This is a genomic window from Achromobacter sp. SD115 (genome assembly GCF_017355315.1).
Taxonomy (GTDB): domain Bacteria; phylum Pseudomonadota; class Gammaproteobacteria; order Burkholderiales; family Burkholderiaceae_B; genus Achromobacter; species Achromobacter xylosoxidans_B.
The window spans coordinates 43,661-66,298 of sequence record NZ_JADIJM010000032.1 but is presented as its reverse complement, the minus strand read 5'-3'; the positions used below and the strand labels follow the sequence as shown (position 1 = coordinate 66,298).

The 22,638-nt window shown below is 67.3% G+C and carries 20 protein-coding genes; 14 read left to right on the top strand and 6 right to left on the bottom strand.

Going from position 1 to position 22,638, the window contains the following annotated elements:
* Positions 1 to 1,580, bottom strand: a 1,580-nt coding sequence (locus tag IPU70_RS32935) for an FxLYD domain-containing protein (protein WP_242702761.1), incomplete at its 3' end; no start/stop codon positions are given.
* A gap of 277 nt (positions 1,581 to 1,857) precedes the next feature.
* On the opposite strand from IPU70_RS32935, the gene IPU70_RS30175 reads away from it, so the two are divergent.
* Positions 1,858 to 2,622, top strand: a complete 765-nt coding sequence (locus IPU70_RS30175; protein WP_207472818.1) for a sulfite exporter TauE/SafE family protein — start codon at positions 1,858 to 1,860, stop codon at positions 2,620 to 2,622.
* A 31-nt stretch (positions 2,623 to 2,653) separates the two neighbouring features.
* Here the strand turns inward: IPU70_RS30175 and IPU70_RS30170 are convergent, their stop codons facing one another.
* Entirely contained in the window at positions 2,654 to 3,094 is a 441-nt protein-coding gene (locus IPU70_RS30170) for a CBS domain-containing protein (protein WP_207472816.1), read from the bottom strand.
* Positions 3,095 to 3,175: 81 nt separating this feature from the next.
* Positions 3,176 to 4,081, bottom strand: a complete 906-nt coding sequence (locus IPU70_RS30165; RefSeq protein WP_207472814.1) for a LysR family transcriptional regulator — start codon at positions 4,079 to 4,081, stop codon at positions 3,176 to 3,178.
* A 177-nt stretch (positions 4,082 to 4,258) separates the two neighbouring features.
* Between IPU70_RS30165 and bktB the strand changes: the two genes are divergently transcribed.
* Positions 4,259 to 5,440 (top strand): beta-ketothiolase BktB, encoded by a 1,182-nt coding sequence (gene bktB / locus IPU70_RS30160; RefSeq protein ID WP_207472812.1) that lies wholly within the window; start codon positions 4,259 to 4,261, stop codon positions 5,438 to 5,440.
* Positions 5,441 to 5,534: 94 nt separating this feature from the next.
* Here bktB and IPU70_RS30155 read toward each other — a convergent pair whose 3' ends face one another.
* Positions 5,535 to 6,269, bottom strand: coding sequence for an IclR family transcriptional regulator (locus IPU70_RS30155; RefSeq protein WP_013395041.1), 735 nt, complete (start codon positions 6,267 to 6,269; stop codon positions 5,535 to 5,537).
* A gap of 148 nt (positions 6,270 to 6,417) precedes the next feature.
* Between IPU70_RS30155 and IPU70_RS30150 the strand changes: the two genes are divergently transcribed.
* The 11 genes from IPU70_RS30150 to IPU70_RS30100 all read left to right on the top strand — a co-directional run bounded on the left by IPU70_RS30150 (position 6,418) and on the right by IPU70_RS30100 (position 19,143).
* Positions 6,418 to 7,221 carry an enoyl-CoA hydratase gene (locus IPU70_RS30150; RefSeq protein ID WP_207472810.1) on the top strand — a complete coding sequence of 268 codons (804 nt, stop codon included), beginning with the start codon at positions 6,418 to 6,420 and terminating at the stop codon, positions 7,219 to 7,221.
* Positions 7,218 to 9,302: an acetate--CoA ligase family protein gene (locus tag IPU70_RS30145; RefSeq protein ID WP_207472808.1), complete on the top strand. Its 2,085-nt coding sequence runs from the start codon at positions 7,218 to 7,220 to the stop codon at positions 9,300 to 9,302. Before IPU70_RS30150 ends, IPU70_RS30145 begins: the two co-directional genes overlap by 4 nt.
* 36 nt (positions 9,303 to 9,338) lie before the next feature.
* Positions 9,339 to 10,307: a tripartite tricarboxylate transporter substrate binding protein gene (locus tag IPU70_RS30140; RefSeq protein WP_207472806.1), complete on the top strand. Its 969-nt coding sequence runs from the start codon at positions 9,339 to 9,341 to the stop codon at positions 10,305 to 10,307.
* A gap of 4 nt (positions 10,308 to 10,311) precedes the next feature.
* The gene (locus IPU70_RS30135) at positions 10,312 to 11,499 is read left to right on the top strand and encodes an acyl-CoA dehydrogenase family protein (RefSeq protein WP_207472804.1); all 1,188 of its coding nucleotides are present in this window, start codon (positions 10,312 to 10,314) and stop codon (positions 11,497 to 11,499) included.
* Positions 11,500 to 11,504: 5 nt separating this feature from the next.
* Positions 11,505 to 12,545, top strand: coding sequence for an acyl-CoA dehydrogenase family protein (locus IPU70_RS30130; RefSeq protein ID WP_207472795.1), 1,041 nt, complete (start codon positions 11,505 to 11,507; stop codon positions 12,543 to 12,545).
* Between the two features lie 55 nt (positions 12,546 to 12,600).
* Positions 12,601 to 13,371 (top strand): spermidine synthase, encoded by a 771-nt coding sequence (locus IPU70_RS30125; RefSeq protein WP_207472794.1) that lies wholly within the window; start codon positions 12,601 to 12,603, stop codon positions 13,369 to 13,371.
* A 168-nt stretch (positions 13,372 to 13,539) separates the two neighbouring features.
* Positions 13,540 to 14,292 (top strand): GntR family transcriptional regulator, encoded by a 753-nt coding sequence (locus IPU70_RS30120; protein ID WP_207472792.1) that lies wholly within the window; start codon positions 13,540 to 13,542, stop codon positions 14,290 to 14,292.
* The gene (locus IPU70_RS30115; RefSeq protein WP_207472790.1) at positions 14,243 to 15,589 is read left to right on the top strand and encodes a malonyl-CoA decarboxylase domain-containing protein; all 1,347 of its coding nucleotides are present in this window, start codon (positions 14,243 to 14,245) and stop codon (positions 15,587 to 15,589) included. The genes IPU70_RS30120 and IPU70_RS30115 overlap by 50 nt, the downstream gene beginning before the upstream one ends.
* A gap of 45 nt (positions 15,590 to 15,634) precedes the next feature.
* Entirely contained in the window at positions 15,635 to 16,426 is a 792-nt protein-coding gene (locus tag IPU70_RS30110; RefSeq protein WP_207472782.1) for an enoyl-CoA hydratase/isomerase family protein, read from the top strand.
* A 5-nt stretch (positions 16,427 to 16,431) separates the two neighbouring features.
* Positions 16,432 to 17,973 carry a malonyl-CoA synthase gene (locus IPU70_RS30105; RefSeq protein WP_207472781.1) on the top strand — a complete coding sequence of 514 codons (1,542 nt, stop codon included), beginning with the start codon at positions 16,432 to 16,434 and terminating at the stop codon, positions 17,971 to 17,973.
* Between the two features lie 198 nt (positions 17,974 to 18,171).
* Positions 18,172 to 19,143, top strand: coding sequence for a tripartite tricarboxylate transporter substrate binding protein (locus IPU70_RS30100; protein ID WP_013395030.1), 972 nt, complete (start codon positions 18,172 to 18,174; stop codon positions 19,141 to 19,143).
* Positions 19,144 to 19,233: 90 nt separating this feature from the next.
* Here the strand turns inward: IPU70_RS30100 and IPU70_RS30095 are convergent, their stop codons facing one another.
* Positions 19,234 to 20,154 carry a CAAX protease gene (locus tag IPU70_RS30095; RefSeq protein WP_207472780.1) on the bottom strand — a complete coding sequence of 307 codons (921 nt, stop codon included), beginning with the start codon at positions 20,152 to 20,154 and terminating at the stop codon, positions 19,234 to 19,236.
* 237 nt (positions 20,155 to 20,391) lie between these two features.
* Positions 20,392 to 21,348: an aldo/keto reductase gene (locus IPU70_RS30090; protein WP_207472779.1), complete on the bottom strand. Its 957-nt coding sequence runs from the start codon at positions 21,346 to 21,348 to the stop codon at positions 20,392 to 20,394.
* Between the two features lie 273 nt (positions 21,349 to 21,621).
* Here IPU70_RS30090 and IPU70_RS30085 point away from each other — a divergent pair, with 273 nt between their 5' ends.
* Positions 21,622 to 22,593 (top strand): ABC transporter substrate-binding protein, encoded by a 972-nt coding sequence (locus IPU70_RS30085; protein ID WP_207472778.1) that lies wholly within the window; start codon positions 21,622 to 21,624, stop codon positions 22,591 to 22,593.
* Positions 22,594 to 22,638 lie beyond the last annotated feature (45 nt).

Here is a 22,638-nt window from a genome sequence, read left to right as displayed (position 1 = left end):
ACGTCCACCTGGAACGGCGCGCTTTCCTCTGGCTTGAGCTTGGGCAGCCGCAGTTCCTGGTAGACCGCGCCGGTGAGCTTGTCCTCGGCGTCGTACAGGCTGACCCAGACTCTGACGTTTTCCACTTCGGCCTGGCTGTCGTTACGCACGCGTCCATGCACGGTCACGTACTTGTAGCGGAAGCGGTGGGTGAAGTTCAGGGTGCCGGTGCCGACCTGGGCCTCGGTGTTCTCGACCGTGATCGCCAGCTTGGGGCGGGGGCCGGGCAGGGCGGCGCGCTTGGCGGGCAGCCAGTCGGTCTTGACCTCGGTGTAGCGGTCGATGCGTCCGGTCAGCGCCACGGGCACCCTTTCTCCGGGGTACAGGCGCGCCGGCAGGCTCCAGCTCTGGCGCACGTCCAACCGGCGGGAACCGTCGAACAGCGAGATGTCCGCCTTGGGCGACAGGACCACGTACTGGTCGCTGGTGTTGACCAGCTCGGCATACATGACCGGGCGCTCGATCTCGTCAAGCAGGCGACGCGGAGCCGACAGCTTGAGCGCGCTGGCGTCGAACAGGGCGAAGCCCGGATCCAGCAGTTCCTCGGTGCTCAGGCGCACGTGTTCGATGACCCGCAGGTCGGCCGGGCTGACGCGCACGATGCGGCTGGGCGGCGTTTCTTCCTTGGGAGCGGCCGGAGAGACGGCCGGGTTTTCGCTCTGCACCATGTAGTCATAGGACGCGACCGGGCCTTCGGCCAGCATCTCGCAGCGCACGTCGAAGGAGGTCAGCGCGTTCGGCGCCAACGGGCTGGCGGCGCCGTAGCCGTTGCCGGTGCCGATCAGCTTGCCGTCCTCGCCGTACAGCATCACCGTGATCTGGCTGCTGTTGGCCTCGTTGGCGCCGTTGTTCTTCAGGAGGCCGACCAGGCGGTAGGCGCCATCGTTGCGCACCAGCTGCACCTTGCTGGCGGCCACCTCGTTGTTCCGGTCCCGCGCCAGCCTCGGCTGCGAGACCTGCAGCGTGTAGCGGCTGTAGGCCTGGCTGGGCGTGGAGATCGTGACGGGCGTGTATTCGCCCGGCTGCAGTGAGCGCGCCGGCGCCGAACCGGAGTTCGACGGCAGCGACAGCTCGCCCTGGAAGAACGAGGCCGTGACGCGCGGCACGTCGATCTTCTTGCCGGTCTCGTTGCGCATGATCATGACCAGTTGGGTGCGGTCGCGGACGCGGATTTCCTGCACGTCGGTCAGCTTGACCAGCGCGGCGTCGATGGGTGGCGGCGCCGGCGGCTGCCGCGTGACGGTTGGCTTGGACCCGAGCATGGAGGCGACCAGCGGAACCACGAACACGGCGGCCACGGCGACCGCGATCGCCGCGATGGCGCGCGGACCGAGCTGCGGCTTCGGAGCCGGCTGCTGCATCCCGCGCAGGATTTTCTCCAGCCTTTGCGCGACGTTGTCTTCGACCAGCGTGACCGCGTGGCAATGGCTGCAGCGGTATTCGTTGGTGTCCAGCTTGGTGAATTGGGCGCTGCCGCAGGTCGAGCAGGTCAGCGTTACCGTGTTGATCGTGGTCTGTTTGGGCGTCATTCTTGCGGGCATGCGCGCCGCACTCAGGCGGCGCGGCGGGGGCCGCGGCGGGAGCAAAGGCGCAAGGGATTCACAGGGCGGCAAGGATAGCGGCACGTCACCCGGGGCATGGTGCACGAGCGCATCCATTTGTGACAAAGTGTGTGAGCGGGCCTCCCGGTGCTATGATCGCCGGCGAAAAAACAGATCCCAAGCAGACCCCTTACGCTGTACCCCGTCGATCCGCTCCCGCGCCGCGCAACGCGCCGCTCCGGGCAGAGCCGAGGCAGGTCAGGCTCTACCCACTAGCATGAGCATTTCCCAATATTTGCTGTTCCTCGCTTGCGTGGCGCTCGCCACCTATGCGCAGACCATGACGGGCTTCGCCTTCGGGCTGGTGCTGTTGGGCCTGTCGGGCGTGTTCCAGCTGGCGTCCGTGTCCGAAGTGGCCAACGTGGTCAGCGTGCTGTCGCTGGTGAATGCGGCCGTGACGCTGGCGCGGGCCAAGCCCCAGGTGAACTGGTCGCTGATGCGGCCCGCCATGGCCAGCAGCCTGATCGGCGTCGGGGCGGGCGTTGCCGCGCTGGCCTGGATCAGCGGATCCATGAGCGTATTGCTGCAGTTGCTGCTGGGCTGCACGATCCTCGGCTGCGCGGTGCTGCTGGTGGCGCGGGCACAGCCGCTGGCCAGCGTGTCCTCGCGCGGATCGTTCGTGTTCTTCGGGGCCGTGTCGGGCGTGCTGGGAGGATTGTTTTCCAGCGCCGGGCCGCCCATGGTCTATCACCTGTACCGCCAGCCTTTGCCGCTGGCGGCCATCCGCAACAGCCTGCTGATCCTGTTTTCGCTGAACGCCGTGGTGCGGCTGGCGCTGGTGACCGGGCAGGGCGCCTTCATGGCCTCGTCGTTCTGGTTGAGCCTGCTGGCGCTGCCGGTCGTGATCGGCGTGACCTGGGTGGCGCGCCGCTACAGCACGGCCGGCTCGATGAAGACCGTCAAGCGCATGGTGTTCGTGCTGCTGCTGGCGGCCGGCATGGGACTGATCGTGCCGGCGTTCAGGGCGCTCGCTGCCGGCTAGCCGCGAGTCCCGTTGCGCGCGGGACGCGGCGTCAGCCGCGTTCGCCGGTGATGTAGCGTTCGAGTTCGTGGATGATGAACTTCTGTTCGCTCATGACGTCCTTGACCAGGTCGCCGATGGAAAGCAGGCCGATCAGCTTGCCGTCCTCGATGACAGGGAGATGACGGAAGTGGCGTTCCGTCATCATTGCCATACAGTGCTCGCGGGTGTCCGCGCGGCCGACGTAGTACACGGATTCGGTCATGATGTCCCGCACCTTCGTGGTGCGCGACGAGCGGTCCTGCAGCACGATCTTGCGAGCGTAGTCGCGCTCGGTCAGCATGCCCAGCACGGCATCGCCCTGGACCACCACCACCGCCCCGATGCTGCGTTCCGCCATGATCTTGACGGCTTCGAACACCGACGCGTCGGGCGAAACCGTCACGACGGAATGGTTGGCTTTTTCCCTGAGTATCTCAGCAACTGTCTTCACGATGCGCTCCCGGATCGCTGGTGAGGATAAAACCCATGCTCCATCCTAAGCCTGGCGGCCGTGTTGCCGCAAGCGGCCCGCCTATCTCGCGGTCTTGTCGCGGAACGCCTGGCTGGCCATTTCGCGCAGATTGCGCGTGGCGCTGCGCTCGGTGGCGGGATTCCACGCCAGGGAAATGCCGATCGACGCATCGGCCGGAAAATCGGCCAGCGTCTTGTAGACCACGTTGGTGCCGGGCAGGCGCCGGCCTCCGGCTGGCACCAGCGCCACGCCCAGGCCGCTTTCCACCAGGCTGAGCAGCGTCTGCACCTGCACCGCTTCCTGCGTGATGCGGGGCGTGAAGCCGCGCAGCTGGCAGGCGTTGATGGCGGCCATGCGCAGGCCGGCGGCTTCGCTGGCGGTGTACATGATGAAGGGTTCGTCCGCCAGGTCCGCCAGGCGGATGCGGCCGCGCCGCGCCAGCGGATGCGTCTTGGGCACGGCCAGCGCGAAGTTCTCGGTCGTGAGCGGCGCCAGGCGCACGTTCGAGCCCATCGCCACCGGCACGCGCACGATGCCGACCTCCAGCGTGTCTTCCTCGAGTTCCTGCATGATGCGTATCGAGGTGGCTTCGCGCAGCACCACGGTGACGCCAGGATAGCGTTGCCGGAACGGCGGCAGGATGCGCGGCAGCACGCCGTGGGTGGCGGAGCCGACGAAGCCGATGCGCACGGTGCCGCCTTCGCCCGCGGCGCCCGCGCGAGCGGCCTGCCGGAATTGCTCGGCGTGGAACAGGGCGCGGCGGGCTTCGTCCAGCGCCGCGAGGCCGGCTTCGGTGAGCTTCACGCCCTGGCGGCCGCGTTGGAACAGCGGCACGCCCACCATCTCCTCGAGCTTGCGTATCGAGACCGAAAGCGGTGGCTGCGACATGTGCAGCTTTTCGGCCGCGCGGTGGAAGTTCAGCGTTTCGGCCAGGACCAGGAACTGCTGCAGATGGCGGAAATCCATGAGGGCGCTCCGAAAGGCGGTTGGCGTGGATGATATGACTTCCGTATCGATCCGGGCATTGGTGCTATCCCTTCGCTATCGGGCGATGGCGCCTTGCGCGCCGCGCGCAAGCCTTGGGGATGAGGCGGCGGCCGGGCGGCGGCGGTATGATGGAACGCATTACAAGGAGGAAACACCATGAATGAAGTCATCGTCGCTTCTGCCGTCCGCACCGCCATTGGCGATTTCGGGGGCGCGCTGAAAGACGTGCCGCCCTGCGACCTGGGCGCTACCGTCATCAAGGCCGCGCTGGAACGCGCCGCCGTCAAGGGCGATGAGGTTGGCCACGTCGCGGTGGGCCACGTCATCAACACCGAGCCCCGCGATATGTACTTGTCGCGCGTGGCGGCCATGAACGCCGGCATCGCCAAGGAAACCCCCGCCTTCAACGTCAACCGCCTGTGCGGTTCGGGCCTGCAGGCCATCGTGTCCGCCGCGCAGACCATCATGTTGGGCGATGCTGAAATCGCCATCGGCGCGGGCGCCGAAAGCATGAGCCGCGCGCCGTACATCGCGCCGGCGCAGCGTTGGGGCGCGCGCATGGGCGACAGCGTCATGCTGGACATGATGACCGGTGCCTTGTCGGATCCGTTCGGCCGCATGCACATGGGCGTGACCGCCGAGAACGTGGCGGCCAAGTTCGGCATCAGCCGCCAGGACCAGGACGCCGTGGCCGCGGAATCGCATCGCCGCGCCGCGGCCGCCATCGACGCGGGTTACTTCCGCGACCAGATCGTGCCGGTGGTGATGAAGTCGCGCAAAGGCGAAGTGGTGTTCGACACCGACGAGCACGTGCGCCGCGATGTCACGGCGGAAAACCTGTCGACGCTGAAACCGGTGTTCCAGAAGGAAAACGGCACGGTCACCGCGGGCAACGCTTCGGGCCTGAACGACGGCGCCGGCGCCGTGGTGCTGATGAACGCCTCGGTCGCGGCCAAGCGCGGCATCAAGCCGCTGGCCCGCCTGGTGGCCTACGCCCACGCCGGCGTGGACCCCAACATCATGGGCATCGGTCCGGTGCCGGCCACGCAAGCCGCGCTCAAGCGCGCCGGCCTGACGGTGGATCAGCTGGACGTGATCGAAGCCAACGAAGCGTTCGCGGCGCAGGCCTGCGCGGTGTCGCGCGAATTGAAGCTGGATCCGGCCAAGGTGAACCCCAACGGCAGCGGCATCGGCCTGGGCCACCCCATCGGCGCCACCGGCGCCATCATCACCGTCAAAGCGCTGCACGAACTGCAGCGCGTGGGTGGACGCTACGCGCTGGTGACCATGTGCATCGGCGGCGGCCAGGGCATTGCCGCCATTTTCGAACGGATCTGACGCACTAAGGGGGGCGGCGGCACGCTAGCGCGGAGGCCGCTCCGCCGTTGGGCTGCCCCCTTTTGGGGCAGCAAGTTCGCGCAGCGTGGGGCCTCTATTTTTCCAGGTAATCCTGGGCCCACGCCTCGCATTCGGCGCGCAGCAGCGCGCCCATCTGCGCCCGCCGCGGCGCGTCCAGCCGGCTGCTGATCGCGCCGAAGCTGAAAGCCACCCAGGTCAGTTCCGACACCCGGAACGCCACGCCCACGCCCGAGACGCCAGGCGTGATGGTGTCCACGATTTCCGAATAGCCCGCGGTGCGCGCCTGCCTTACCGATTTCATCAAGGCGGCGCTGGACGCGCCGATTTGCGCATAGGCGGCGGAATGCCGCGCATACAGCGCGGCGATTTCCTCGTCGGGCAAGGTGGCCAGCAATGCCAGTCCGCCCGCGCCCACGCCCAGCAGGCGCCGCTCGCCCTGGTCGATGGTGAATACCTTCACGGGGAATGAGCCGGCCTCGCGCAGCAGGCAGAGGGCGTAGTCGCCCTGGCGTATCACCAGGAACACCGTGTCGCCCGACAGGCGCGCCAGCTTTTGCGCGAACGGACGCAGCGCGTCCAGCAAGGGCGTGCGCCGCAACGCCGCGAATCCCAATTGCATGGAATCGACCCCCAGGCGGTAGCGGCGGGTCTGGGCGTCGCGTTCGGCGAACTGTTCCTCCAGCAGGCAGCTGAGCAGCCGGTGCGCGGTGGAGCGCTCCAGCCCGGCCTCGGCCATCACGCCTTGCAGGTCTATGCCTTCTTCCTGATGCTGCGCCAGCACGCGCAGCAGGCCCAGGGCGCGTCGCATGCTCTGGGTACCGCCTGTGGAACCGCTGTTGTTCATAATGTGGGAAATAGTGGTTGAATATTTTGTATTTTAGGATTCCGAGTGCGTTAATTCAATCCAGTCGACCGCGCCGCCTTTCAAGGCGCGGCAGAACAAGGACGAGGAGACCATGGAATACGCCACCCTGGCCGTCGAGCGGCACGACTCGGTATGCCGCATCAGCCTGGCGCGCGAATCCGCGCGCAACGCCCAAAGCCAGCAGATGCTGGATGAACTGGACGACGCGCTGACGCGCGCCGAACAGGACGACTCGGTGCGGGTCGTGGTGCTGGCCGGCCGCGGCGCGCACTTCTCCGCCGGCCACGACCTGAAGGAAGCGCAGGCCAAGCGCGCCGATTTCACGGTGGAAGAGCGCTGGGAGTACGAGTCGCGCCGCTACTACGGCTACTGCTTGCGCATCTGGGACTTTCCCAAGCCGACGGTGGCCCAGGTGCAGGGCGCCTGCGTGGCGGGCGGCTTCATGATCGCCAATATGTGCGACCTGGTGGTGTGTTCGGACACCGCGTATTTTTCCGATCCGGTGGGCCACACGCTGGCGGCGGCCGCGACCGAGGTGCTGATTCATCCGTGGGTCATGGGCCTGCGCAAGGCCAAGGAAATGCTCTACACCGGCGAAAAGGTGGACGCCCAGGAAGCCCTGCGCATCGGTATGGTGAACCGCGTGGTACCCGAAGCCGAGCTGGACGCCGCGACCCTGGCGCTGGCGCAGCGCATCGCGCAGGCGCCGCCCTTTGGCCTGCGCCTGATCAAGCGTTCGCTGAACCGCACGGCCGACGCGCAGGGTTTCCGCACGGCCTTGTCGGCGCATTTCGACACGCACCAGCTGTCGCATCTGAGCGAGGAATTCCAGGCCGTGCGCGAACGCGGATTGGCGCAGGCCATCCAGCGCAATAAGAAGGGCGAGGCAGCATGACCCCGTCTCTGGACCCTTTGCTCAATCCGCGCTCCATCGCGATGATCGGCGCCAGCGCCAACGCCGGGCGCATCGGCGGCATGCCGCTGGAACTGCTGACGCGCTTCGGCTACGCGGGCGGCATCTATCCCGTCAATCCCAAGTACCAGGAAGTGTTCGGCCGCCGCTGCTGGCCGGATATCGAATCCGTGCCCGAACCCGTGGACCTGGCGGTGCTGGCCATCGGGGCTGCGGACGTCACTCCCATGCTGCGCCGCTGCCACGCCAAGGGCGTGCGCGCCGCCATCGTCTACGCTGCGGGCTTCGCCGAAGCGGGCGGCGAGGGCGCGCGCCTGCAGGACGAGCTGGAGGCCTTCGTGGCCGCAAGCGGCATGGCCGTGGCCGGCCCCAACTGCATGGGATTCGCCAACCTGAACACGCAGGCCCACACGGCCTTCGCCTCGGTCTTCAAGACCGCGCCGGCGCAGACGGGGCCGGGCAAGGTCAGCCTGTTGACGCAGAGCGGCAACGTATGCGCGGCGGTCTACGCGATCGCGCGCCGGCTGGACCTGCCGTTCTCCCACTTCATCAATACCGGCAACGAAGCCTGCCTGGATTTCTCGCAGTACCTGGAGTACCTGGCGGCGGATCCGCAGACGGAAATCGTGCTGGGCTACATCGAGCAGCTGCGCGACGGCGAACGCTTCATACGCGCCTGCCGCGAACTGGAGCGCCAGGGCAAGTTGCTGATTGCACTGAAGGCCGGCACCACGGACAAGGGTGCGCAGGCGGTGCAGTCGCATACCTCGGCGCTGGCCGGCGACCGGCGCGTGTACGGCGCGGCGTTCCGTCAGCTGAATGTGATCGAGGCCAACGATTTCGCGCAGATGGCGCACCTGGCCAGCCTGGCCACGCTGCGGCACCGCACGGCGGGCAAGCGCGTCGCGGTGCTGACCATGTCGGGCGCGCTGGGCGCGATCCTGGCGGACAAGTTCATCGGCGCGGGGTTGGACCTGCCTGACCTGCCGCCCGACCTGCAGGCGGTGCTGCGCGGCGGCATTCCCGATTACGGCATGGTCGGCAATCCGGTGGACGTCACCGGCAACGTGGTCAACGATCCGGCTTTCGTGCATACCGTGCTGGAGGCGCTGGCCACGACCGACGCGATCGACGCGGTGGTCGTGTACGCGCCCGGCTATATGCTGGACCGCATGGCCGACGCGCTGACGGATGTGTCGCGCCGGCATCAACGGCTGTTCGTCGCCATCGATACCGGTCTGGCCCAGAGCCGGGCCGCCCTGCGCGAAGCCGAAGTGGCCGTGTTCGAAGACCTGGGCATGGCGGTCGCCGCCCTGGCGCCTTATCTGCTGTGGTGCGAGGCGCGCGGCGCCAAGCGCATCGCGGCGGCGCCGGACCTGGCCGCGGCCGCGGTTCCGGCCTTGCCCTGCAATGAAACCGACGCGCGCGAATACGTGGCCGCTTTTGGCTTGCCGCAAGCGCGCGTGGGCGCGGCCGTCAATGCGGACGAAGCCGTCGCGCAAGCGCGTGCAGCCGGTTATCCGGTGGCGCTGAAGATCCTGAGCGCCGACATCGCGCACAAGACCGAGGCGGGCGGCGTGGCGCTGCACCTGGCCGACGACGAGGCCGTGCGCCGCGCCTTTGCCGAAGTAACGCGTGCCGCGGCTGCGGCGCAGCCGGACGCGCGCATCGACGGCGCGATGGTGCAGAAGATGGAACGCGGCGTGGCCGAGATCATCGTCGGCGCCACGCGCGATCCCGTCTTCGGTCCGGTGCTGACCGTGGGCCTGGGCGGCGTGTTGACCGAGCTGTACCAAGACACCAGCCATCGCCTGCTGCCGGTGGACGAGGACATCGCGCTGCAAATGCTGCAGGAACTCAAGGCCTACGCGCTGCTGGACGGCTACCGCGGCAAGCCCCAAGCCGACGTGGCGGCGGCGTGCAGAAGCATCGTGGCGGTGGGCAATGCCCTGCTTGCCGCGCCCGCGCATGTGGCGGAAATCGAAGTCAATCCATTGCTGATCAAAGAGGACGGACAGGGCGTCGCGGTACTGGACGCGCTGATCCTGCCCGCAACCCCATAGCGCCAAGCGCGCAATGCACCCCAGGAGGAGACAAGCATGATGAAGAAACTATTGGCCGGCGTCGCGCTGGCTTGCATCGGCGTCACGGGCCAGACCATGGCCCAGGACAGCTATCCCAACCGCCCGATACGCATCGTGGTGCCGTTCTCGCCAGGCGGCGCGACCGACATCATGAGCCGCCTGCTGGCGGAAAAGCTCAGCGGCAAGCTGGGCCAGCCGGTGATCGTGGAGAACAAGCCGGGCGGCGGCACCATGATCGCGTCCGACTACGTGTCGCGCGCCGAACCCGACGGCTATACCTTGCTGATGGCGGCCTCGTCGCTGGGCATCGCGCCCAGCATCTACGCCAAGGTGAACTACGACCCGATCAAGGACTTCGCGCCCATCAGCCAGGTGGCCTCGGTGGTGCACGTGCTGGAGGTGCATCCCTCGGTGCCGGCCAAGAACGTGGGCGAGCTGATCGCCTACCTGAAGGCGAATCCGGGCAAGGTCAGCTACGGCTCGGTCGGCACGGGCAGTTCGACCCATCTGGAGGCCGAACTCTTCAACAGCATGGCGGGCGTGCAGATGACGCACATCCCGTACAAGGGCAGCGCGCCGGCGCTCAACGATCTGGTGGCGGGCCGCCTGCAAGTCATGTTCGACGCCTGGGCCTCGTCCGGCCCCTTCGTCAAGGACGGCAAGCTGCGCGTGCTGGCGGTGACCACCGCCCAGCCTTCGGCCTCGGTGCCGGACCTGCCGACCGTGGCGGCCTCGGGCCTGCCGGGCTATTCGGCCATGCCGTGGCTGGGCCTGGTGGCGCCGGCGCGCACGCCGCAGCCGGTGGTGGACAAGATCTACAGCAATCTGGCGCAGATCCTGCAACAGCCCGACGTCAAGGCGCAGTTCACGGGCCTGGGACTGGACATCATCGGCAGCGATCCCAAGACCTTCGCCGCTTTCATCCGCCAGGACGTGAGCACCTGGGCCAAGGTCGCGCGCGATTCGAATATCCGCCTGGAGTAATGGCATGACGCAGTTGGAAAGCGCCGCGCGGGAAGATGAGGCGTTCCGCCTGGACCTGCGCGGCTGGCTGGCATCGGCCTACGCCCGTTTCGCGCAGGACTGGCCGGGTGGGGCGGATCCGCGCAGCCTGGATTTCAGGCGCGCGTGGGAAGACACCTTGTGCGCCAACGGCTGGTCCGGGCTGGGCTGGCCCAAGGAGCACGGGGGCCGCGCCCTGCCGCTGTCGCGGCAGGCGGTGTTCCACGAAGAGCACGCGCGCTGCGGCGCGCCGCTGGGTGTGAACCTGATCGGACACGGCATCCTGGCGCCGACCCTGCTGCATTTCGGCAGCGAGGCGCAGAAGCGCCGTTTCCTGCCCGGCATCCTGTCGAACCGCGAAGTCTGGTGCCAGGGCTATTCGGAGCCGGGCGCCGGCTCCGACCTGGCGTCGGTGCGCACGCGGGCGGAGGCCGCGCCCGGCGGCTACCGCTTGAATGGCCACAAGATCTGGACCTCGTTCGCCGACCGCGCGCAGTGGTGCTTCGTGCTGGCGCGCACCGATCCGCAGGCGGCCAAGCACAGGGGCCTGAGTTTCCTGCTGGTGGATATGCGCAGCCCCGGCGTGCGGGTCGAGCCCATCCGCCAGATCACGGGCGAGGCCGAATTCTGCGAGGTGTTCTTCGAGGACGTGTTCGTGCCCGAGGACGGCCTGCTGGGCGAGCCGAACCAGGGCTGGAAGATCGCCATGGCCGCGGCCAGTTTCGAGCGCGGCACTTACTTCATCCCGCGGCTGGTGCGATTCGCGCAGGAACTGAGCCAGGTGCGCGAACTGGCGCTGCGCGCCGACGCCCATGGCCAGGTGCCGGCGTCTTCGGCCGCGGTGCGCCAGCAGTGGGCGCGGCTGGCGGCCGACAGCCACGTGCTGGCGCTGAAATCGCAACGCGCGCTGGCCGGCGCGATGCGCGGGGATCCGCCGGGGCCCGAGGGCTCGTCGACCAAGATCCATTGGAGCGAAGCGCACCAGCGTTTGCTGGAACTGTCGCTGCAATTGCTGGGCGAGGACGCCTGCCTGGCGGATGGCGCGCCCGACGCGCGTGCCGCCGAACTGACGCACGCCTACCTGTGGTCGCGCGCCGAAACCATACTGGCCGGCACCTCTGAAATCCAGCGCAATATCATCGCCGAGCAGATGCTCGGCCTGCCCAAGGCTTGAACCTCATGGATCTGCATCCGACCGAAGACCAGCGCATGCTGGACGACGCGGCCCGGCGATTTCTGGCCGACCGCCATCCGCCATCCGTGGCCCGCGCCGCGGCCTGCAAGCCCTATGAAGCGCGCCTGGCGCAGTGGCGCGAGTTCGCCTCCCAGGGCTGGCCGGCCTTGCTGGCGCCGGCCGCGCAGGACGGGCTGGGACTGGGCATGCGTGAAGCCTGGATCGTGGCCGAAGCCGCCGGGCGGCACCTGCTGAGCCTGCCGCTGGCGGCCAATATGGTGGTGCTGCCAACCTTGTGCGCGGCGGGAGCGGCAGGGTTGGCCGCGCAATGGGCGGGTGCCGTGATGGCGGGCGATACGTATTTCGCCGACGCCGCCATGCGTCCCGACGGCTCCGCCTTTATCGAAGGCGCGGGCGAGGGCGTGCGCGTCCTGGCGGCGCGGCGCCTGGACGCCACCCACCTGCGCTTGGAGGTGTTAGCGCCAGTGTCCGGTTCCGCCGGACTCGATCCGACCATGCCCGTGGCGCGCGTGGTCCGTCCGCAGGTGCTGGAGAGCGTCGAACTGGGGGGCGAGGCTGGAACCTGGGAGCGGTTGCGCACGCGGCTGCGCCTGCTGCGTTCGGCCGAGCTGCTGGGCGCGGCCTCGGCCGCGCTGGAAATGGCCGCGGCCCATGCGCGCGAGCGCCGCCAGTTCGACCGCGCCATTGGCGCCAACCAGGCGATCAAGCATCGCTTGGCCGAGGATTGGATGGCCTTGGACGACGCCAGACTGGCGGGCATCGCGGCCGTCGCGGCGCATGATGCGGGCGCCGCCACGACGGAACGCGACAGCCTCTTCGCGCCGCTGCTGGCGGTCGAAGCCGGCCGGCGCGCCGCGCAGAACGCCATCCAGGTCCATGGCGCCCTGGGCGTCACCTGGGAGTGCGATGCGCATCTGTACCTGAAGCGGGTGCTGCGCCTGGCGGCGGGCTTGCAGGCGGAAATGTCGCGCGCGGAATTGTTGGAACGCATCTGGGAGGGCGGGAACCGCAAGCTGGCCGCGTAGTCCGCCACGGCCGGGCGCCTGACGCGCGGGCGGCGTCCGACCTACAATCGCCGCCATGCACAAATCGAACTTTCCTTCCGAGCTGGACCAGCCGACCCTGTCCGAGGTGGACGGCGTCCGCTATCTGCACTTCAACACCGTCTGGGTCCAGGGCGCCATGCGCATCAAGAATCCGTCGGAGCTGGTGCTCGAATACACCGCGCAGATGATGGCCTGGCTGCTGTTCCTGGAGCCGCCCAAGGACGAAGCCATCGGCATGCTGGGCCTGGGCGCCGGCTCGCTGGCGCGCTATTGCGTGAAGCACGCGCGCAGCCCGCTGCTGGCGGTGGAGTGGAATCCGCGCGTGACGGCGGCCTGCCACATGTTCTTCCGCCTGCCCGGCGCGAACCGTCTCGAAGTCGAGCACGCCGATGCTGGCGCCTGGGTGGCCGATCCCATGAACGCCGGGCGCTGCCCGGTGCTGATGGTCGACCTGTACGACGCCTCCGCCGAGGGACCGGTGCGCGACAGCGTGAAGTTCTACCGCGACTGCCGCCGCGTGCTGGGCGAGGTCGGCGTGCTGGCCGTGAACCTGTTCGGCCGCCACGAGAGCTTCGGCAAGAACATCGACAACCTCTCCAAGGCCTTCGACGACCGCATCGTGCTGCTGCCCGAAGTCGAAGCGGGCAACCAGATCGTGCTGGCATTCTCCGGTCCGCGACTGGAAGTCACGCCCGCCGAATTGCTGGCCCGGGCCGAAGTGGTGGAGGCCAAGTTCGGCCTGCCGGCGCGCCGTTGGGCCCGCTCGCTGACCCGTCACGCGGTGGACGGGGTATTGCACTTCTGACGTCCAGTCCAATTTTCCAAGGACGGGCCACCGAGCCTCCGCAAGGCGGGGGCTTTTTTTTTCTTAGGGTAGCTACCGAGACGTAAGGGGTTTTCTTTTTCCCGCATCCGGCTCTATCATGGCCTTATTCATAATTATGAATTACGGCATAGTCCAGGCCGTTGACCCATGACCCTACCCATCGTCCGGCAAGCCCTCTACCTGGAAGTCGCGGACCGCCTGCGCGGCATGATCCACGCGCGCTCCCTGCGTAACGGCGAATGGATCGACGAATTGCGCCTGGCGGGCGAGCTGGGCATTTCGCGCACTCCCTTGCGCGAGGCGCTCAAGGTGCTGGCCACCGAAGGGCTGGTGCGGCTGGAGCCGCGCCGGGGCTGCTTCGTCAACGAGCTGTCGGCGCAAGACCTGGAAGACATCTTCCCTCTGATGGCCATGCTGGAAGGGCGCTGCGCGTTCGAGGCCGCGCGCAAGGCCAGCGACGCGCAACTGGCTGAACTAGAGCCGCTGCACGCGGCGCTGGCGGGCCACGCCCAGGCCGGCCGCATCGACGCCTACTACAAGACCAATTACCTGATCCACGAAGCGGTGCAGGCGCTGGCCGGCAACCAATGGCTGTCGGACATGGTGGGCAATCTGCGCAAGGTGCTGAGCCTGTCGCGCCACCGCAGCCTGTCGCAGCCCGGCCGCATCCAGCAGTCCTGCGCCGAGCACCTGGCCATATTCGAGGCGCTCAAGGCACACGACAGCGAGGCCGCGCAAGCGCTCGCGCACAATCATCTGATGCGGCAGCTGGAAGCGCTGCGCGCATTGAGCCATGCGGATGCCGCCGACGCGGCGCCGTCCGATCCCATCGTCATCGAGGAGCCCGCCCATGTCCGCACCCGCCCATCTCGCACCCGCGCGCGGCGCACGCACGCCTGAGCCCGAGGCCGATGCCGTCGATGCGGCGGCCGATGCCGCGGCGGCCGGTGCCGCGGCCGCCGCCGCTGAAAGCGCCGGCCTGATGTCCCGCCTGGGCAAGCTGTGGGAACGCGGCCGGTTGCCCAGCGAATCCGAAGTCCGGCGCCTGTTCGAGGCGCGCCTGACCGACGTGGCCGCCAACAAGCTGGCGCGCCGCTGGTGCGAGCAGTACAGCGCCGCGGACGGCAAGGACCGCCGGCTGATGCTGACGGCGCTGGCGCAGGCGCGCGGCGGCTATGCGGGCGACGGCGGCGAGGGCGTGCGCTTGTTCAAACGCTTCAATGCCCAGCCCCAGGGCCTGCGCTTCCTGGTCGAGCTGCGCGCGGACATGCTGCGCTGGCGCAAGCAGGTGGCGGGCATCCAGACGCTGGACAAGGATCTCGAAGGCCTGCTGTCCGCCTGGTTCGACGTGGGCCTGCTGGAGTTGCGGCCGCTGACCTGGGATTCGCCGGCGTCGCTGCTGGAAAAGTTGATTCTCTACGAGGCCGTGCACGAGATCACCTCCTGGGACGACCTGCGCCGCCGCGTCTCGCCGGACCGCCGCTGCTACGCCTACTTCCATCCGCAAATGCCGGGCGTGCCGCTCATCTTCGTGGAAGTGGCCTTCGCCAGCCAGATGGCCGACAACGTGCAGGTGCTGCTGGACAGCACCTTGCCACCGCAGGACCTGGACAAGGCGCGCTGGGCCATCTTCTATTCCATCTCCAACACGCAGCCCGGCTTGAAGGGGATCAGCTTCGGCAATTTCCTGCTCAAGCGCGTGGTCGAGCAGCTGCTGCACGAACTGCCCAAGCTGAAGTCCTTCGCCACGCTGTCCCCCATCCCGGGCTTCGCCGATTGGCTGGCCAAGCTGGACGCCGAGGCGGTGGAGGCCATCGTGCGCGAGGACAAGGTGCGCGCCAAGTCGCGCAAGCGCGAGGGCGTGCCCGACGGGCGGCGCTGGGTCGCGCGCTTGGCCAAGGCGGCCCAAGGCAAGGCCGTGGACGTGGTCAAGCGTGCCGGTTTCCGCCTGACGGCCAATTATCTGCAGTCCATGAAGAACGGCATGCCGGTGGACGCGGTGGCGCGCTTTCACCTGGGCAACGGCGCGCGCATCGAACGGCTCAACTGGGCCGCGGATACCTCGCCCAAGGGGCTCAAACAGTCTTGCGGGATGATGGTGAACTACCTCTACGACCTCGACGAACTGGACGACAACCTCGCCCTGCTGGGAGAAGGCAAGCCGCAGGTCAGCCGAGGCGTGGGGCGGGTGGCGTAGGCGCCGCGCCCGCTACCCAACAACATAAGAAAGAGGGCAGGAGACATGACGGACAACGTGGCCGGCCGCGTGCTGCTGGAGCGCGAGGGCGATCTGGTCCGGGTGACGCTATCGCACCCGGGGCGCCTGAACGCGATCACGGTGGGCATGTGGCATGAACTGCGGGACGTGTTCACCCGCATCGCACAGGACGACGCCCTGCGCTGCGTGATCGTGCGCGGCGAGGGCGGCAATTTCGCCGCCGGGGCCGACATCCGCGAATTTCCCGCGCAGCGCGGCGACATGGCCGGCGTGCAGCGCTACCACCGCGAGGTACTGGCGCCTGCCCTGCAGGCGGTCGCCCTGTGTCCGCATCCGGTGGTGGCGCAGATCGAGGGCGTGTGCGTGGGCGGCGGCCTGGAGATCGCCAGCCAGTGCGATCTACGGATCGCCGGCGAGTCGGCGCGTTTCGGTGTGCCGATCAACCGCCTGGGATTTCCCATGGCGCCCGACGAAATGAGCGGCCTGCTGGCCCTGGTCGGGCGCGCCGCCACCCTGGCCATCCTGCTCGAAGGCCGCGTGTTCGGCGCCGAAGAGGCCCGTGAACTGGGCCTGCTGACCCGCATCGTCGCCGACGGCCAGGTGGCCGACGCGGCCACGCGCAGCGCCCGGCGCATCGCCGCCGGCGCGCCGCTGGCGGCCCGTATCAACAAGCGCTTGTCGCGCAGGCTCGCCGCGGGCGGCGCCTTGACCGAAGCCGAATACCAGGATTATTTCTCGTACGCCGACAGCCGGGACCACAAGGAGGGCGTGCGCGCTTTCCTGGCCGGCGAGGACCCTTCCTTTTCCGGAGACTAGACAAGGTGAGCAACGCAAATCTATATGCTGTCCTGCAAGGCGGCTTCCCCAAAGACCGCAGCAAAGTCGCGCTGGAAACGCCCGACCTGCAATACACCTGGGACGACATCGATCGCGCCACCGCGTGCCTGGCGAACCTGCTGACCTCGCTGGACCTGCCGGCGGGTTCGCGCGTGGCGGTGCAGGTCGAGAAGTCGCCCGAAGCGCTGCTGCTGTACCTGGCCACGCTGCGCGCGGGCCTGGTGTACCTGCCGCTGAACACCGCCTACCGCGAATCGGAAATCGAGTACTTCCTGGGCAATGCCGAGCCGGCCGTGGTGGTCTGCTCCAGCAAGAATCTGGACTGGGTGCAGCGCGCCGCCGACAAGGCTGGCACCGCGCACGTGTACACGCTGGACGAGGACCGCAGCGGCACGCTGCTGGATGCCGCCGGCGGCTTGGCGCAGACCTTCAAGACCGTGGCGCGCAAGCCCGACGACCTGGCCGCCATCCTGTACACCTCCGGCACGACCGGCCGCAGCAAGGGCGCGATGCTGTCGCACGGCAACCTGGCCGCCAATGCCCGCGTGCTGCACGACTATTGGGGCTGGCGCTCGGACGACGTGCTGCTGCACATGCTGCCGATATTCCACGTGCACGGCCTGTTCGTGGCCTCGCATGGCGCCTTGCTGGCTGGCGCCAGGATGATCTGGCTGCCGAAGCTGGACGTCGATCAGGCCCTGCGCTACCTGCCCCAGAGCACGGTAATGATGGGCGTGCCGACCTACTACGTGCGCCTGCTGGCCGACTCGCGCTTCGACTGCGGTGTTTGCGCCAACATGCGCCTCTTCATTTCGGGTTCGGCGCCCTTGCTGGCCGAGACCTTCTCGGACTTCCAGCAGCGCAGCGGCCACGCCATCCTGGAACGCTACGGCATGAGCGAGACGGTCATGCTCACCTCCAATCCCTATGACCCCAAGCTGGGCGAGCGCCTGGCGGGTACCGTGGGCCGCGCCTTGCCTGACGTGCAGATGCGGGTGGTCGACGATGCCGGCATTGCGCTCGCGCCCGGCGAAATCGGCAATGTGCAGGTGCGCGGGCCGAACGTGTTCTCGGGCTATTGGCGCATGCCGGAAAAGACCCGCGAGGAATTCACCGCGGACGGCTGGTTCAAGACCGGGGACGTGGGCCGCTGGGGCGGCGAGTCCGCCGGGCGCGATGTGCCTGCCGACTATCTGTCCATCGTGGGCCGTAGCAAGGACTTGATCATTTCCGGCGGATTCAACGTCTATCCCAAGGAAATCGAGACCCTGATCGACGACATGCCCGGCGTGGCTGAATCGGCGGTCATCGGCGTGCCGCATGCCGACTTCGGCGAGGCCGTGGTGGCGGTGGTGGTGCCCAAGGATGGCGTGGCGCTGGACGCGGACGCCATGCAGGCCGAGTTGAAATCGCGCATCGCCAATTTCAAGGTGCCCAAGCGTCTGCACATCGTCGGCGAACTGCCACGCAACACGATGGGCAAGGTGCAGAAGAACGTACTGCGCGAAACCTATAAAGCGCTCTGACGTTCGCCCGGACCGCTACCCGGACCGGGGGGCGGATTTTTCCGGCCTGGCGCGGCATTCATGCGCCGCGCAGGCCATTCCTCAGGAGTCCACGTCCACACCCAACCGCAGGTCCAGGCAGCCCATTCCCTACAAGAACTTCAAGAGACGAGACGCACAAAACCGCGCCGTCCCCATGCTGCAGCAAGAGGAGACAATATGAAATATCGCACCACCGCCGCGGCCGTGTTCGCCGTGGCCGCCCTGGGTTTTGGCGGCGTCGCCGCCGCGCAATGGCCCGAACGCCCGATCACGCTGATCGTTCCGTTCCCCGCCGGCGGCGGCACGGACACCTTCGCCCGTCCGCTGGCCCAGCAACTGACTACGCAGTTGGGCCAGCCCGTGGTCATCGACAACAAGGGCGGGGCGGGCGGAACCGTGGGCGCGGGTGTCGCGGCCAAGGCCAGGCCCGACGGCTACACCTTCTTCATGGGCGGCGCGCATCACGCGTTGGCCCCCTCGCTGTACAAAAACCTGAACTACGACATCCAGAAGGACTTCGTGCCGGTGGCGCTGGTCGCGCAGCCGCCGCAGGTCATCGTCATCAACCCGGCCAAGCTGCCGGTGAAGACGGTCCAGGAGCTGATCGACTACGCCAAGAAACGTCCCGGGGAAATCAACTTCGGCACCGCGGGCAAGGGCAGCACGCACCACCTGGCCGGCGAGCTGTTCGCCATGCAGACCGGGATCAAACTGGTGGACGTGCCTTACCAGGGCGCGGGTCCCATGCTGTCGGCCCTGATCGGCGGACAGGTGGACCTGGCGTTCGACGGACTGGGTTCGTCCGCGGGCCATATCCGTTCCGGCACGATCAAGCCGCTGGCCGTGGCCGCCACCGAGCGTTCGCAATCGCTGCCCGACGTGCCGACCGCCGCCGAGGCCGGCGTGCCGAACTACGTGGTGTCGACCTGGTACGCGATCTGGGCGCCCGCTGGCACGCCCAAGGAAGCCGTGGACAGGATGAGCGCCGAGATCACCAAGGCCTTGAACGCGCCGAAGATCAAGGAAACCTGGGCTGGCAACGGTTCGGCCGTGCCCACGCTGACCGGCGCCGAATTCGGCAAGTTCGTCGACAGCGAGGTTGGGCGCTGGGCCAAGGTGGTGAAGGACTCGGGGGTGAAGCTGGATTGATCGAGGGCGGGTCGGAGAGGGGTTTGCGATCGGCTCGGTTCGCCGCTCGCAAACCGCCTTCCTTTTCGTCTGGGCGGCGTGGCTGCTTCGTCACTCCGGCAGAATCAGGAAGCGCCGCCTGCATCCCAGATGGACTTTCGCTGCGAGGGCCCTGTTTTCTCGTCCAGATTGATCTACTAGTCTGGCCAGCTTGCGTAAGGAGCTGATCCTGCGGGTCTGGAGCCGATGCTGGAAGCGGCGTATCTCGCCTGCGGTGCAGGCCCTGCGCGCGTCGCGCAGCAGGCCGTTTATCTGCAGCAACCGCAGATTCTCCGGGTGGATCAAGGCCAGCAAACTTTCCGCCTTGTCGATCTTTTCCTGCAGGTGTTGCAACGCGTCGGCCTCGGTCTGAACGCCGTAGCGTTTCCACGCGGGTTCGTGATGGAAAAGCCGGTTGCGGAATTCCCTCAGCGTTGCGACCAGCTCTCTGCCATGTGCCAGCACGACGCTCGCCTGGCGGGCCGGCCAGGCCCCGCGAAACACGGTTGAAAGATGCTTGGGCCAAATCAGGCCCCGGCCCATGAAATCGGCATCGAGCAGGAACTCCCAGGACGAGAATTCCGTCTTGGAAATAACGCCAGCATGATTGGGAGTGATGTGACCGCGTAGGCGGTGGCGGCTGCGTACCTCGCCGATGTACTTGCGTGTCGCCTTGACGAAATTGTCATGCACCGCCTGCACGGCATAGGGCGGTGCTGCGCCGGGCGCATAGGATTGATACCGCAGTCGGGCGCCCGACCACCAGAACGACCCCAGATCAGCGGTCAGCGCCTGGTCGATGGCATTGCGCAAGCTGATTTCCACGGCATTGATCAGTGGATACAACGCGCCGCTGGCGCAGGTGTTCCACAGATAAACGCCCATCAGCTCTACATCGTTCGAGGGGCGGAAGACAGTCTGGTAGCTGTTCATGCGCTCGTTGCTGATGAGCGTGTCAATCAGAACAGGCCGATATTGCAGTGTTGTTGGCATTTCACTCACCCTGGGAAATCCACGGCCGTCCAAGATTGACCGGAGGCAGCCGTGCGGAATAGAATTTCTCCAAGGTTGGTGGTGGCTTCCAATGGGCGCAAGCCTACGACCCATCATGTAAGACCTGATGTCACCCCGGCCTTGAGCCGGGGATTTCTTTTTCTGGCCTGGAAAGAGCCGCTTCATGGGGCACGGACGCGCCGCTTCGGTCCGCCCGACTTTTCCGCTACGCCCTCATCACCGCCATTCACTCGCCTGGCTCAGCTTGGCCAGCTGATCATGCGTCAGCGTCAGGCTGGCCGCCTTGACCAATTCGTCCAGTTGTTCCAGCGAGGTCGCGCTGACGATGGGCGAGGTGATGCCGGGTTGCGCGATCTGCCAGGCCAGCGCGGCCTGGGCGGGCGTGCAGCCGGCATCCTCGGACACTTCGTCCAGCGCTTTCAGGATGCGGTAGCCGCGGTCGTTGAGATAGGTCTCGATGATCTTGCGGCCGCGTGGGCTCTTGCCGGCGTCGGCCGGGCTGCGGTACTTGCCGCTGAGGAACCCGCTGGCCAGCGCGTAGTAATTGATCGTGCCCATCTGCTGCGTCTTCACCAGGCTTTGCAGGCCTGACTCGAAGGGCTCGCGGCGGTACAGGTTGTATTCCGGCTGGATGCTCTCGTAGCGCGGCAGGCTGTGCCGCTCGCTCGCGATCAGCGCTTCCGACAGCCGCACCGCGGTGTAGTTGGATGCGCCGATGGCGCGCACCTTGCCGGACTCGATGTGCTTGGCGTATTCGGCCAGGGTATCGGTCAGCGGCGTGTCGGGATCGTCCTGGTGCGATTGGTACAGGTCGATGTGGTCCGTCTGCAGCCGGGCCAGGGAAGCTTCCAGCGAGCGGCGGATGTAGGCGGGCGCCAGGCCCTTGGCGTCGGGTCCCATCTCCATGCCGACCTTGGTGGCGATCAGCACACGGTCGCGTTTGCCCGAGCGCTTGAGCCATTTGCCGATGAGGGCTTCGGATTCTCCGCCCTGGTTGCCCGGGACCCAGCGGGAATACACGTCCGCCGTGTCGATGAAGTTCAGGCCGGCGTCCACCAGCGCGTCCAGCAGCGAGTAGGTGCCGGCTTCGTCGACGGTCCAGCCGAAGACGTTGCCGCCGAAGGTGAGCGGGGGAACCTGCAGGCCGGAGCGGCCCAATGCGCGTTTGATCATGATGTGGCCTCTGGATGCTGCGGGTGGCGGCTGGGAAAGAGTCCGGTTTCTGTCTGTCCGGCCAAAGCGATTCCGGGCTTTTTCAGTATATTGACGCCGCTGCGCTCCGTCGCGGGGCATGCCGTTGAGGCATGCACCATTTCAGGGATTCCCCCCAAACGTTTTGGGGTGGCGGCAAGTTAGACTATACGGCTTTATGGCTAGTCCGGCCGGCGGGGAGCCGCCAGCGGCGCCGTAATAATGAGCAAATACAAGGGTTCAAGGAGCTTAACTATGCTGATCGGAAAAAAACATTTTCTGACGGTTGGCGCCATGGCGCTGGCGATGGCTATCGCCGCGCCGGTGGCGGCGCAGCAGAAGTCGGTGGCGGTGACCGCCATCGTCGAGCATCCGGCGCTGGACGCCGTGCGTGACGGGGTGCAGGACGCCCTCAAGCAAGCCGGCTACGAGCCGGGCAAGAACCTGAAGTGGCAATACCAGAGCGCCCAGGGCAACAACGGCACCGCCGCCCAGATCGCGCGCAAGTTCGTCGGCGACAAGCCCGACGCCATCGTCGCGATCGCCACTCCCTCGGCCCAGGCCGTGGTCGCAGCCACCAAGGACGTGCCGGTGGTGTATTCCGCCGTGACCGATCCGGTCGCCGCCCAGCTGGTTGCCAGCATGGACGCCTCGGGCACCAACGTGACTGGCGTGTCGGATCTGCTGGCCCTGGACAAGCAGGTCGAACTGATCAAGAAAATCGTCCCCAACGCCAAGCGCGTGGGCATTGTCTACAACCCGGGCGAAGCCAACTCGGTCGTGGTCGTGAAGAAGCTGCAGGAAATCCTGCCGAAGTCGGGCATGAGCCTGGTCGAAGCGGCCGCGCCGCGTTCGGTGGACGTGGCTTCCGCGGCCCGCAGCCTGATCGGCAAGGTCGACGTTATCTACACCAACACCGACAACAACGTCGTGTCGGCCTATGAGTCGCTGATCAAGGTCGGCAACGACGCCAAGATCCCGCTGATCGCGTCCGACACCGACAGCGTCAAGCGCGGCGGCATCGCCGCCCTGGGCATCAACTACCGCGACCTGGGCGTGCAGACGGGCAAGGTGGTGGTGCGCATCCTGAAGGGCGAGAAGCCCGGCGCCATCCCTTCGGAAACGATCTCCAAGCTCGAGCTCTACGTGAACCCGGGCGCCGCCGCCAAGCAGGGCGTGACCCTGTCCGATGCGATCATCAAGTCGGCCGCGGTGGTTGTGAAGTAATAATCAGCCGTACCTGCCCCGCCATGCCTACCCGGCGTGAGCGGG